10 protein-coding genes are annotated in these 12,708 nt (G+C 71.8%); 8 read left to right on the top strand and 2 right to left on the bottom strand.

Annotation, left to right across the window (positions count from 1 at the left end):
- Positions 1 to 129: 129 nt before the first annotated feature.
- On the bottom strand, positions 130 to 1,188 hold the full coding sequence (locus ABGB06_RS11525; protein WP_347588040.1) for an endo-1,4-beta-xylanase: 1,059 nt from the start codon (positions 1,186 to 1,188) through the stop codon (positions 130 to 132).
- A gap of 203 nt (positions 1,189 to 1,391) precedes the next feature.
- Here ABGB06_RS11525 and ABGB06_RS11530 point away from each other — a divergent pair, with 203 nt between their 5' ends.
- The 7 genes from ABGB06_RS11530 (at position 1,392) to ABGB06_RS11560 (ending at position 10,914) form a co-directional block, all read left to right on the top strand.
- Positions 1,392 to 2,414 (top strand): LacI family DNA-binding transcriptional regulator, encoded by a 1,023-nt coding sequence (locus tag ABGB06_RS11530; RefSeq protein WP_347588042.1) that lies wholly within the window; start codon positions 1,392 to 1,394, stop codon positions 2,412 to 2,414.
- A 142-nt stretch (positions 2,415 to 2,556) separates the two neighbouring features.
- Positions 2,557 to 3,873, top strand: a complete 1,317-nt coding sequence (locus tag ABGB06_RS11535) for an extracellular solute-binding protein (RefSeq protein WP_347588044.1) — start codon at positions 2,557 to 2,559, stop codon at positions 3,871 to 3,873.
- 212 nt (positions 3,874 to 4,085) lie between these two features.
- On the top strand, positions 4,086 to 5,411 hold the full coding sequence (locus tag ABGB06_RS11540; protein ID WP_347588046.1) for an extracellular solute-binding protein: 1,326 nt from the start codon (positions 4,086 to 4,088) through the stop codon (positions 5,409 to 5,411).
- Positions 5,412 to 5,423: 12 nt separating this feature from the next.
- On the top strand, positions 5,424 to 6,326 hold the full coding sequence (locus tag ABGB06_RS11545; protein ID WP_347588048.1) for a sugar ABC transporter permease: 903 nt from the start codon (positions 5,424 to 5,426) through the stop codon (positions 6,324 to 6,326).
- Positions 6,327 to 6,424: 98 nt separating this feature from the next.
- Entirely contained in the window at positions 6,425 to 7,273 is an 849-nt protein-coding gene (locus tag ABGB06_RS11550; RefSeq protein WP_347588396.1) for a carbohydrate ABC transporter permease, read from the top strand.
- Positions 7,274 to 7,296: 23 nt separating this feature from the next.
- Complete coding sequence (locus ABGB06_RS11555) at positions 7,297 to 9,603, top strand: glycoside hydrolase family 3 N-terminal domain-containing protein (RefSeq protein WP_347588050.1); 2,307 nt, start codon at positions 7,297 to 7,299, stop codon at positions 9,601 to 9,603.
- 390 nt (positions 9,604 to 9,993) lie between these two features.
- Positions 9,994 to 10,914 carry an oxidoreductase gene (locus ABGB06_RS11560; protein ID WP_347588052.1) on the top strand — a complete coding sequence of 307 codons (921 nt, stop codon included), beginning with the start codon at positions 9,994 to 9,996 and terminating at the stop codon, positions 10,912 to 10,914.
- A gap of 39 nt (positions 10,915 to 10,953) precedes the next feature.
- Here the strand turns inward: ABGB06_RS11560 and ABGB06_RS11565 are convergent, their stop codons facing one another.
- Complete coding sequence (locus ABGB06_RS11565; RefSeq protein WP_347588054.1) at positions 10,954 to 11,556, bottom strand: XRE family transcriptional regulator; 603 nt, start codon at positions 11,554 to 11,556, stop codon at positions 10,954 to 10,956.
- A gap of 89 nt (positions 11,557 to 11,645) precedes the next feature.
- Between ABGB06_RS11565 and ABGB06_RS11570 the strand changes: the two genes are divergently transcribed.
- Entirely contained in the window at positions 11,646 to 12,644 is a 999-nt protein-coding gene (locus ABGB06_RS11570) for an NAD(P)/FAD-dependent oxidoreductase (RefSeq protein WP_347588055.1), read from the top strand.
- Positions 12,645 to 12,708 lie beyond the last annotated feature (64 nt).

The raw sequence follows: 12,708 nt of genomic DNA on the forward strand, positions 1-12,708 counted from the left end.
CGAGGGCGTCAATCCTTCCGGAAGAAACCTGAAAAATTACCGGACTCCGGCATGCCGGCCCGGCGGCGGAGGAAGGGGCGCCGCCGGGCCGGTGCCCGCCTCATGTCAACCGCGGTGGGCCCGAGGGCCTCAGCCGCCGAAAGCGGTCAACATGCCGTCATAGGCGGGCTTCGGTTGGTAGCTCTCGTCCCAGACGCAGGCCGCGCCCTGACCCGGGAAGACGCCGGGGACCCAGGAGTCGCGGTCGCTGATGCCCCACACGGTGATTCCCTCGCAGGCCGGAACGTTCATGCAGGCGGTGACCACCTCGGCGTAGTCCTCGGCCTGTTGGGCCAGCTTGCCGCTGTCCGCGGGCAGGTCCATCCGGATGTCCAGCTCCGTGATGATCACTTCCAGGCCCAGGTCGGCGAACCGCTGCATGTTCTCCTGGAGGTCGCCGGGGACCTGGCCGAGGATCAGGTGCGACTGGAGCCCGACGCAGTCGATCGGGACGCCCTGGTCGAGGAGCGAGCTGACCAGATCGTAGAGGGCGTCGCTCTTCGCGTTGATCCCCTCGACGTTGTAGTCGTTGATGCACAGGTTCGCCCACGGGTCGGCGGCGTCCGCGGCCCGGAAGGCGTTGGCGATGTACTCGGTGCCGATCGTGGTCTGGAACACCGACTGGCGCATGCTGCCGTCGTCGTTGAACACCTCGTTGACGACGTCCCAGTAGGCGAGCTCGCCGGAGAAGTGGCCGGCCACCGCGTCGATGTGGTCGACCATGACCTGGTTGAGCTGTTCGGCGTTGAAACCGCCGTTCTGCACCCAGCCGGGCAGCTGGCTGTGCCAGACCAGGGTGTGCCCGTAGACCTGGTGCAGGTTGCGGTTCGCGAAGTCGACCAGCCGGTCGCCTCCGGAGAAGTTGAAGTTGCCCCGGCTCGGCTCTGTGGTGTCCCACTTCATCGCGTTCTCGGCTGTGACGCTGCTGAACTCGGACGCGGCGATGTTCGCGTACGTGGGGTTGCTCAGCAGGCCGTCGTTGATCGCCGTGCCGACGAACGTCCCGCTGGCCGCCGCGGCCTCGCGCAGCGACGCCGCCGTGGCGCCCGACGCGTCCCGTGCCGGATCCTCCTGTGCCTGTGCGCTGCCGTACACCGCGAAGCCGGCGACCAGGGCCCCGACTGCCGCGACGACGGCGGCTCTGCGCACGTGGGGAGACAATGGAGGTCCCCTTTCGTTGTCATGCCCCCGCTGGCCTGACCCGGTCCGTTCTATGCGCACCCCTTGGGGTCGTCAACCCTTCCGGAATAATGTTGAAAAACTTCCGGGAGTCGCCCGCCCTGCCACCCGGCGGGTCAGCGGCCGTCGGCTCGGGGCGATACTCCCAGAGAGGACCGAAAGAAGAGGTGCCCATGGCAGGGGAACGCAAGGTGACCATTACGGCCATCGCCAGGGAGGCGGGCGTCTCGGTGCCCACCGTGTCCCGGGTGGTCAACGGGCGCTCCGACGTCGCGCCGGAGACCCGCGCCCGGGTCGAGGAGCTGCTGCGGCACTACGGGTACCGGCGCCGCAGCAGCGCACCCGGAGAGCGGGCGGCGCTGCTCGACCTGGTCTTCAACGATCTGGACAGCCCGTGGGCGGTGGAGATCATCCGCGGCGTGGAGGAGGTCGCCCACGCCTCGGGCGTGGGCACGGTGGTCTCCGCCCTGCACGACCGGGCGGGCGCGGCCAGGCAGTGGATGACCAATCTACGGGCCCGCGCCTCGGACGGGGTGATCCTGGTCACATCCGTACTGGAGCCCGTGCTGCACAAGGAGCTGCACCGGCTCGGGGTGCCGATCGTGGTGGTCGACCCGGCCGGCGCGCCGGCGCTCGACGCCCCCACCGTGGGCGCCACGAACTGGGCGGGCGGCCTGGCCGCGACGGAGCACCTGCTGGAGCTGGGGCACCGGCGGATCGGCTTCATCGCGGGACCGCCCCGGCTGCTGTGCAGCCGGGCCCGGCTCGACGGGTACCGGGCGGCCCTGGAGTCCGCCGGGATGCCCGTGGACGAGTCGCTGACCGTGCCCGGGGACTTCTACCACGAGTCCGGGTTCACCGGCTGCGACGCCCTGATGCGGCTCCCCGACCCGCCGACGGCGGTGTTCGCGGCCAGCGACCAGATGGCCATGGGCGCGATCGAGGCGCTGCGTCGCCGCGGCCTGCGGGTGCCGCAGGAGGTGAGCGTGGTGGGCTTCGACGACCTCCCCGAGATGCGCTGGTCGGCCCCGCCGCTGACCACGGTGCGGCAACCGCTGGCCGAGATGGGCAAGGTGGCGGCGCGCACGGTGCTGCGCCAGGCGCGCGGCAAGGAGATCGACTCGCCGCGGGTGGAACTGGCCACCGAGCTGGTGGTCCGGGCCTCGACCGACGTTCCGCCGGCGCTGAGGAGTTGACCAGAAACGAACCAGAAGTTGACTCCACTCCCGTGTGACCATCTTGAGACGGTCCGCCCCGTTGACGTCACGGGCACCCACCCGTAACTTCCATCCGCACACCCGGCACGAAGCATTTCAGCATAAATCCGGAAGGTGCTTGATGGGGAGAACATATCGGGGGGGAGCCCGGCGGCCACGGACCCTGGCCGTCGGCCTGACGGCCGTGGTCGCCGCGACGTCGCTCGCGGCGTGCGGCAGCAGCGGATCCGGCGGCGAGAGCCTGGACGTCTGGGTCTACCAGGACGCGTCCACGGCGGTGCAGGTGGACTTCGTCGAGCGGTTCAACGAGGAATCCGACATCGACATCAACCTCGTGCAGGTGCCGGGCGATGACTACCAGGACCGGATGCGCACCGCCATGGGGGGATCCAACGCGCCGGATCTCTTCTTCAACTGGGGAGCCGGCAGCCTCAGCGACTTCGTCGCCGAGGACATGATCATCGACCTCACCGACGAGTTGGAGGCGGATCTGGAGTTCAAGAACTCCTTCATCCCCACCATCCTCGAGGGCGCGATGGTCGACGGTCGCTACTACGGCATCCCCATGCGCGGCGTGCAGCCCGTGCTCCTGTTCTACAACCAGACGCTCTTCGACGAGGTCGGCGCGGAGCCGCCGGAGACCTTCGACGACTTCCTGGCGCTCGTGGACCTCTTCCAGCAGGAGGGCGTCACGCCGGTCGCGCTCGGCGGCGGCGACGCCTGGACCGAGCTGATGTGGATGGAGGTGCTCCTCGACCGCTACGGCGGCTCCGAGGTGTTCCAGCGCATCCAGGACGGCGAGACCGAGGCCTGGGGCGACCCGGCCATGGAGTGGGCCGCGGAGACCGTCACGGACCTGGTGGACCGGGGCACCTTCGGCGACAACTTCCGCTCCGTCCTGTACACCGACGACGCCGTCTCGACCTACTTCGCGAGCGGCGACGCCGCCATGCACCTGATGGGCAGCTGGGAGTACCCCAACCAGCTCGCGAACCAGCCGGAGTTCGCCGAGAACGACCTGGCCTACACCACCTTCCCGCTGATCGAGGAGGGTGTCGGCCACCCCGGCGCCGTGGTGGGCAACCCGACCAACTACTGGTCCGTCAACTCCAACCTCCAGGCGGAGGGCGAGGAGGACCGGCTGGAGGCGGCGATGGAGTTCCTGCGGATGTGCGCCAGCCCGGAGTACTCGGAGGCGCTGATCGCCAACGGCGACGTGCCCGCCACCTCCGACGCCCAGGCGCTGCTGGAGAACCACTCCCTCCCCGAGTACGCCCAGTTCCAGTACGACGTGGTGAGCCAGGCGCCCACCTTCCAGCTCTCCTGGGACCAGGCCGTACCGGCCAGCCAGAAGGCCCCGATGACCGCCGCGATCCAGAAGCTGTTCGCCGGCCAGATGAGTCCCGAGGAGTTCGTCGACGAGATGCTGGCGCTCTAGCCGGCCGCACACCAGCCGGCCTGGCTCCGACCAGGCACATCGCACCCCCGCGGGGGGTCGTCCGGGCGGTCCCGGGCGGCCCCCCGCGCGCGTGCGCGCGTTTCTTGACCATCTCGATATGCGCCACACCGTTGACGCCCAGGGCACGTGCCCGTAACTTTCTTCCGCACCTGGTCCGATAATTTTCGGCGAGTTTCCGGAAGGTGTGCGCGATGCTCAATGCTCTCCGTCGGGGGTCCTCCCGACGTCCACGCATCCTCGCGGCGACGGGGGCCTGTGCCCTCGCCGCGACGACTCTGGCGGCCTGCGGCAGCTCAGGCCCGGGAGCCGGCGGGGACGCGCTGGAGGTGTGGGTCTACCAGGACGGCTCGACCGTCATCCAGGAGGAGTTCGTCGAGCGGTTCAACGAGGAATCCGACATCGACATCAACCTCACCCAGATCCCGGGCGAGAACTACCAGGACCGGATGCGGACCGCGATGGGCGGCGACAACGCGCCGGACATCTTCTTCAACTGGGGCGGTGGCAGCATCGGCGACTTCGTCGCCGAGGACATGCTGGTGGACCTCACCGACACACTGGCGAGCGAGCCGGAGTTCCAGGACGCGTTCATCCCGTCGATCCTGGACGCCGGCGCCATAGACGGCCGCCACTACGGCGTCCCGATGCGCGGCGTGCAGCCGGTGATCCTCTTCTACAACCAGACCCTCTTCGACGACGCCGGTCTGGAGGCGCCGGAGACCTACGACGACCTCCTGAACGCCATCGACACCTTCCAGCAGCAGGACCTCCAGCCGATCGCGCTCGGCGGCGCCGACCCGTGGACCGAGCTGATGTGGCTCGAGTACCTGCTGGACCGACAGGGCGGGGCGGACGTCTTCGAGACGATCCGCAACGGCGACAGCAGCGGCTGGGGCGACCCGGCGGTGTTGGACGCCGCCGAACGGGCCGCCGACCTGGCCGACATGGGCGCCTTCGGCAACAACTACCGCTCCGTCGGCTTCACCAACGACGCGATCTCCACGTTCTTCGGCAACGGCGACGCCGCCATGCACCTGATGGGCAGCTGGGAGTACTCCGCGCAGCTCACCCTGAACCCCGAGTTCGCCGAGAACGACCTGGCCTACACCGCGTTCCCGACCATCGAGGGCGGCGCCGGCGACGCCAGCGCCGTGGTCGGCAACCCGACCAACTACTGGTCGGTCCACTCCAGCCTGGAGGCCGAGGGCGAGGAGGACCGCCTCGACGCGGCGATCGAGTTCCTCAAGCTGATGGCCACCGAGGACTACGCGCAGGCGCTGATCGACAACGGCGACGTGCCCACCACCACCAACGCCCAGGAGCTGCTGGGCTCCAGCCCGAACCCCGAGTTCGCGCAGTGGCAGTACGACATGGTCGCCAACGCTTCCGACTTCACCCTCTCCTGGGACCAGGCGGTGCCGGCGCAGCAGTCCGACCCGCTGGTGGACAGCATCGAGCAGCTCTTCGCCGAGCAGCTCACGCCGCAGGAGTTCGTCGACGAGCTCCAGAACCTCTAGGACGGCGGATTCGTGAAGGGAGATCTTCTGAAGACTCCGCGCGCGGGTCGCCCAGGCATCGCCTGGGCGATCCCCGGCGTGTTGTTCTTCCTGTTCTTCGCCGCCGCCCCGATGGTGATCGTCTGCTACCTTTCGTTCACCGAGTGGAACGGCGTCTCGTCCCCCACCTGGATCGGCACCGACAACTGGTCCCGGCTGTGGAACGACGACGGCATGATGAACGCCATCTGGCTGAGCCTGGTGCTGACCGTGCTCACCTGGGTCACCCAGACGCCCCTGACGCTGCTGCTGGGCGTCTGGGCGGCCGGACGGCAGCGCAACCGGGCGATCCTGTCCGCCATCTTCTTCCTGCCGCTGCTGGCCTCCTCGGTGGCCCTGGCGCTGATGTGGCGCACGCTCTTCGACCCCAACTTCGGGCTCTCGGCGGAGTTCGCCGAATGGTTCAACCTGGAGAGCGCCGACCTGCTGGGCAGCGAGCGCGGCGCGTTCGCCGCCGTGCTGTTCGTCACCAGCTGGCAGTTCGTGCCGTTCCACATGCTCATCTACCAGGGCGGCGCCCGGCAGATCCCGAAGTCGCTGTACGACGCCGCGTCGATCGACGGCGCGAACACCGTGCGGCAGTTCTTCGTGATCACGCTCCCGCAGCTGCGCAACACCATCGTCACCTCCTCGGTGCTGATGGTCGTCGGCGCGCTGACCTACTTCGACACCGTGCTGGTCCTCACCCGGGGCGGGCCAGGCGACGCCACCTCGATCGTGCCGTTCCTGATGTACGACCAGGGCTTCGAGACGTTCGACCTGGGCTACGCCAGCGCCATCGCCGTCGCCCTGGTGGCAGCCGCCACCGTGACCTCCCTGCTGCTGGTGCGGCTGACCGGCTTCAGCAAGATGCGCAGCACCCGGGAGGGAATGTGAGCACCAATCTTCCGCACGTCGACGAATCGGTGCGCCCGGCGGCGCCCGCCGGCAACGGGGCCGGCGGCATCGACAAGGGCCCCGGGCCCGAGGCGGGGGTGCGCTCCGGCCCGCGGCGGCCGCGCGGCAGGTTCCGGCGGGCCAACTGGCCCGCCGGCATCGCGGCGACCATCTGGCTGGTCATCGTCGTCGTGCCGCTCTACTCGCTGATCTCGGCGACCCTCACCGACCGGGCCTCGTACCTGGAGAACGGGCCGCTGTCGCTGCCCGAGAGCCCGTCGTTGGACAGCTACCGGACGGTGATCGAGGGTGACTTCTTCACCTATCTGACGAACACCCTCATCGTCACGGTCTGCTGCGCGGCGCTCGCGATCACCCTCTCGGTGACCGTCGCCTACACCATCGTCCGGACCCGGAGTCGCACGTCCCAGCGGTTCTTCCAGCTCTTCCTGCTGGGCCTGGCCATCCCCTCCCAGGCGATCATCATCCCGGTCTACTGGATCATCACCGAGATCCAGATGTACGACACCCTGGCCGCGATCATCCTGCCGACGGCCGCCTTCTCGCTCCCGGTCAGCGTGCTGATCCTGGTCGGCACGATGCGCGATATCGACGAAGAACTGTACGAGTCCATGGCTCTCGACGGCGCGAGCCCGACCCGGATGCTGATCCAACTGGTGGTGCCCATGTCACGAGCGGGCATCTCCACCGTCGGCGTGTTCTCCGCCCTCGGCGCCTGGAACGGCTTCCTCTTCCCGCTGATCCTCACCCAGTCCCAAGAGACGAAGGTGCTCACCCTCGGCCTGTACGACTACGTCGGCGAGTTCCGCACGGACATCCCCTCCCTGCTGGCCGCCGTCGTGCTGTCGATCGTGCCGATCTTCACCGCGTATCTCTTCGCCCGCCGCCAGCTGATCAACGGCCTGATGGGCGTCGGCGGACGGTGACCTCCGCTGAGACAAGGAGCCTCATGCACGACCCCTGGCAGGACCCAGACCTCCCGGCCGCGACCCGCGCCGCGGAACTGCTGTCCCGGATGACCCTGGAGGAGAAACTCGCCCAGTTGGTCAGCCTCTGGCCGGGTTCCGACACCGGAGAGGAGGAGGGCGACGACGTCGCCCCGATGCAGGGCGAACTGGGCTCACTCCCGCCCGACCCCGCCGCCCTGCTGCCGTACGGTCTCGGCCACCTCACCCGGCCCTTCGGCACCGCGCCGGTGGACCCGACGGAGAAGTGCAGAACGCTCGCCGAGGACCAGGCCAGGATCGCGCAGGCCAACCGCTTCGCGATCCCGGCCCTGGCCCATGAGGAGTGCCTGACCGGCTTCGCGGCCTGGCAGGCGACCATCTTCCCCACCCCGCTGGCCTGGGGCGCGTCCTTCGACCCCGAACTGGTCGAGCGCGCCGCCGCGTTGATCGGCGCGTCGATGCGGGCCGTCGGCATCCACCAGGGCCTGGCCCCGGTGCTCGACGTGACCCGCGACCCCCGCTGGGGCCGCACCGAGGAGACCATCGGCGAGGACCCGTACCTGGTGGCGACCATCGCCACCGGCTACGTGCGCGGGCTCGAGTCCACCGGGATCGTCTCCACGCTCAAGCACTTCGCCGGCCACGCCCACTCGCGCGGCGCCCGCAACCACGCGCCGGTGTCCATCGGCCCGCGCGAGCTCGCCGACATCGCCCTGGTGCCGTTCGAGATGGCGCTCCGCGACGGCGGCGCCCGCTCCGTGATGAGCTCCTACCACGATCTGGACGGCCAGCCGGGCACCTCGGACGACTGGCTGCTGACCACCCTGCTGCGCGAGGAGTGGGGCTTCACCGGCACGGTCGTCTCCGACTACTTCGCCGTGTCCTTCCTGGAGCTGACCCACCGGGTCGCCGGCTCCCCGGCGGAGGCCGCCGCGGCCGCGCTGGCCGCCGGCGTGGACGTGGAGCTGCCCGCGCAACGCTGCTACGGCAGCCCGCTGCTGAAGGCGGTGCAGGCCGGCGAGGTGCCGGAGGCACTGGTGGACCGCGCGACGCTGCGCGTGCTGACCCAGAAGGCCGAGCTCGGCCTGCTGGACACCGGCTGGTCCGCCGAACCGCCGGCGCTGACCGACGGCGAGGGCCCCGTCGACTTGGACCCGCCGCAGCTGCGCGACGTGGCCCGGCGGATCGCCGAGGAGTCCGTAGTGCTGCTCGCCAACAAGGGCACCGAGGCCGGCGGCCTGCCGCTGCGGCCCCAGCCGGACGCTCGGATGGCCGTGGTCGGGCCGCTCGCCGACGACGAGGCCCCGATGCTGGGCTGCTACGCCTTCCCCCGGCACGTCGGGGTCAGCCACCCCGAGCTGCCGATCGGCGTGGACATCCCCACCGTGCTCGAGGCGCTGCGGGGCGAGCTGCCCGAGGCGCGGGTCGAGCACGTCACGGACCCGGCGGACGCCGCCGGGGCCCAGACCTGCGTCGTCGTGGCCGGCGACCGCTCCGGGCTCTTCGGGCGCGGCACCTCGGGCGAGGGCTGCGACGCCCGGGACCTGGAGCTGCCCGACGGCCAGGCCGAGCTGATCGACGCGGCGCTGGCCACCGGGGTGCCGGTGGTGCTGGTGCTGCTCACCGGCCGGCCGTACGCGCTGGGCCGCTGGGAGGGCCGTCTCGCCGCCGTGGTGCAGGCGTTCTTCCCCGGTGAGGAGGGCGGCGGCGCCGTCGCCGGCGTGCTCTCCGGGCGGATCAACCCCTCGGGCCGGCTCCCGGTGGGCGTGCCCCGGCACCCCGGCGGCCAGCCGTGGAGCTACCTCGCCCCGCCGCTGGGCCAGGTCGGCGACGCCAGCTCGATCGACCCGACCCCGCTGTACCCGTTCGGGCACGGCCTGTCGTACACCACGTTCGACTGGCAGCGCGCGGCGGCCGACGCCGCGACCGTGCCCACGGACGGCGGCACCACGGTCCGGCTGACCCTCACCAACACGGGCGACCGGACCGGCACCGAGGTCGTGCAGCTGTACCTGCACGACCCGGTCGCCCGGATCACCCGCCCCGTCAACCGGCTGATCGGCTACACCCGGGTCGAACTGGAACCGGGTGAGACGGCGGAGGTGCGCTTCGACTTCCACGCCGACCTGACGGCGTACTCCGTCGCCCGCGGCGAGCGCGTCGTCGAGCCGGGGGACCTGGAGCTGCGCGTGGCCGCGTCCAGCGGCGACGTCCGGCACGTGCTGCCGATGGCGCTGACCGGCTCCGAGCGGCGCGTCGGCTACGACCGCCGGATGCGCTGCGAGACGGAGGTGGTCCGCGCCGCCTAGTTCCGCCTGGTTCCGGTCCCCGTGGCGGCTCTCCCCAGCGGCCGCGGGGGCCGGCAGGGCCCGAGGAGCGTGCCCCGCTCCGCCGGGCCCGGTCTGGGAGCTCCGGGCGCTGGGGGTCACGGCCCCCGCGTCTGATCCGTGTGCCATCGTGCGGCACGCGGTCCGGGGCCCCGACGCGCCGCCGTGGCCTCGTCAACTCGCCTGGGCGCGGGGCCGGAGGCCGTGCACACGGCGACTCCGGTCGGCGCCCGACGAGGCCCGGCGGCGCGGACGGGGGCGGTCCCGCAGGGCGCGCGTGCGGGACGGGAGGGCGCGCCAGGGGGCGCGCGTGGTGGTGGGGGTTGGTCGAACGTTCGCCGGGTGGCGTGTCGCGGTTCTACGCTGGGGATCATGGGTTGGACGGTTCGTGACATTCCCGACCTCAAGGGCCGTATCGCCGTGGTGACCGGCGCCAACAGCGGTCTGGGCTATGTCACGGCGCGCGAGCTGGTCCGCTGTGGCGCGCACGTGGTGCTGGCCTGCCGCAGCCAGCGCCGCGGGCAGGAGGCGCTGGACCGGCTGCTCGACCAGGTGCCCGAGGGCCGCGCCGAGCTGCGCCTGCTCGACCTCGCCGACCTGGCGTCGGTGCGCGCGTTCGCCGCCGACTACGGCGAGCGGCGACTGGACCTGCTGATCAACAACGCCGGCCTGATGGCGGTCCCCCGGGCCCGCACCGCCGACGGCTTCGAGATGCAGTTCGGCGTCAACCACCTCGGGCACTTCGCGCTCACCGGCCTGCTCTTCGAGCGGCTGCTGGCCACCTCGGGCGCCCGCGTCGTGACCGTCTCCAGCCTGCTGCACGCGCTCGGCAACATCGACATCCGGGACCTCAACTGCGAGCGCCGGTACCGGCCGTGGCTGGCGTACGGCCGGTCCAAGACCGCCAACCTGCTCTTCACCCACGAGCTGGCGCGGCGCGTGGCGCGACGCGGCGGGCACGTGCTGGCCGCCGCCGTGCACCCGGGCTACGCCGCCACGGAGCTGCAGGCCCGCGGCCCCCGACTGGCCGGCAGCAGGCTGCAGGAACGGTTCGCGCGGGCGCTGAACCGGCTGGTGGCGGCCCCCGCCGAGGCCGGGGCGACGCCCTCGCTGTACGCGGCCACCGCGCCCCACGTGGGGCAGGACTCGTTCACCGGGCCCAGCGTGCTGGGCGCCCACCGGCTGCGCGGCGGGCCCGGCGGGGCGTGGCGGGCGCCGTGGACCCGCGACGACCGGATCTCGGACCGGCTGTGGCGGGTCTCCGAGGAGCTCACCGGGGTCCGTTACCCCTGAGCCGGCCGGGCGGGATCCGGGCGGAGATCCGGCCGGGGATCAGCCCTGGGCGGGCCGGGCGCGGACGTGGATCCGCTCGCCCTGGGCGCCGAACAGGCTGAGCACCTCCACCGGATGCGGGCCAGGGTTCGCGAAGCCGTGTGGGACCCGGGTGTCGAACTCCGCCGCCTCGCCGGCCGTCAGCACCAGATCGTGCTCGCCGAGCGCCAGCCGCAGCCGGCCGGCGAGCACGTAGAGCCAGTCGTACCCCTCGTGGGTGCGCTGCTCGAGGCGTCCCTCCCCGAACGGCTCCGGCGGAATGATCATCTTGTACGCGTGCAGCCCGCCGAGGTGGCGGGTCAACGGCACGAAGACGCGCCCGTTCCGGTTGAAGGGCCGCGGATGGATGCGCGGGTCGCCGGTGGCCGGGGCGTTCACCAGCTCGTCCAGCGGCACCCGGTAGGCGCGCGCCAGCGGCAGCAGCAGCTCCAGCGTCGGCCGGCGCTGCCCGGACTCCAGCCGGGAGAGGGTGCTCACCGAGATCCCGGTCTCCTCGCTCAGCTGGGTCAGCGTGGCGCCCCGGCCCTGGCGCAGCGCCCGCAGCCGCGGCCCCACTCCCGTCAGCACCTCGGCGAAGTCGGCGGTGTCGTGGTCATCAGCCATGACCCCAGCATATTTGCCGAAGCGGCAAGGGGCTTTGTCGTTTCCGCCGGTGCGGGCGCACGCTCGCGAACGAGAAGGAGGTGCGAACCATGAGACTCGAAGAGGAACGGGCCGCCGACCGGACCCGGAGCCGGTACGACGTGGTGGTCGTCGGGGGTGGCGCCGCGGGGCTGAGCGGGGCGCTGGCCCTGGTCCGGGCGCGGCGTTCGGTGCTGGTGGTCGACGCGGGCGAACCGCGCAACGCGCCCGCCGCCGGCATCCACGCGCTGCTGGGCAACGAGGGCAGGCCGCCCGCGGAGTTCCTGGCGGCCGGCCGCGCCGAGGTGGCCGGCTACGGCGGCGAGGTGGTGCGCGGCACGGTGGTGTCCGCCGAGCGGCGGGACGGCGGGGACCTCCGGGTGCTGCTCGACGACGGCACCGCGGTGCTCGCGGACCGGCTGCTGGTCACCGCCGGCCTGGTGGACGAGCTGCCCGAGGTGCCGGGGCTGGCCGAGCGCTGGGGGCGCGAGGTGCTGCACTGCCCGTACTGCCACGGCTGGGAGGTGCGCGACCAGCCCGTCGGCGTGCTGTCCACCGGTCCGCTGTCCGCGCACGCGGCCCTGCTGTGGCGGCAGTGGAGCCCGGACGTGACGCTCTTCCTGCACACCGGACCCGAACCGGACGACGAGCGGTACGAGGAACTCGCCGCCCGCGGCGTCGCGGTGGTGGACGGGCGGATCGCCGCGGTGGAGGTGACCGACGACCGGCTCAGCGGCGTACGGCTGGCCGACGGCCGGGTGATCCCGGTCAGCGCGCTCGCGGTCGCCTCGCGGCTGACCGCCCGCTCCGGCGTGCTGGCCGGGCTCGGGCTCGAACCCGTCGAGCAGGAGGTGGGCGGCCACGTGGTGGGCACCTCGTTCGCCGCCGATCCGACCGGCGCGACGGCCGTGCCGGGCGTGTGGGTCGCCGGCAACGTGGCGAACGTGCTCGACCAGGTCAGCAGCGCCGTCGCCGCCGGCGTGCGCGCCGGCGCGGCGATCAACGCCGACCTGGTCGCCGAGGAGACCCGCCGCGCCGTCGCCATCCGCCGCGCCGCACCCACCGGCTGACCAGCCGCGACGGGCGGGGCCCGGGTGGCACGGGTGACCCTTGTGCTCGCCGGAGCGGGGCAGC

Origin of the sequence: Streptomyces sp. B6B3 (genome assembly GCF_039871525.1) — a bacterium.
In the GTDB taxonomy this organism is placed as follows: Bacteria; Actinomycetota; Actinomycetes; order Streptomycetales; family Streptomycetaceae; genus Streptomyces.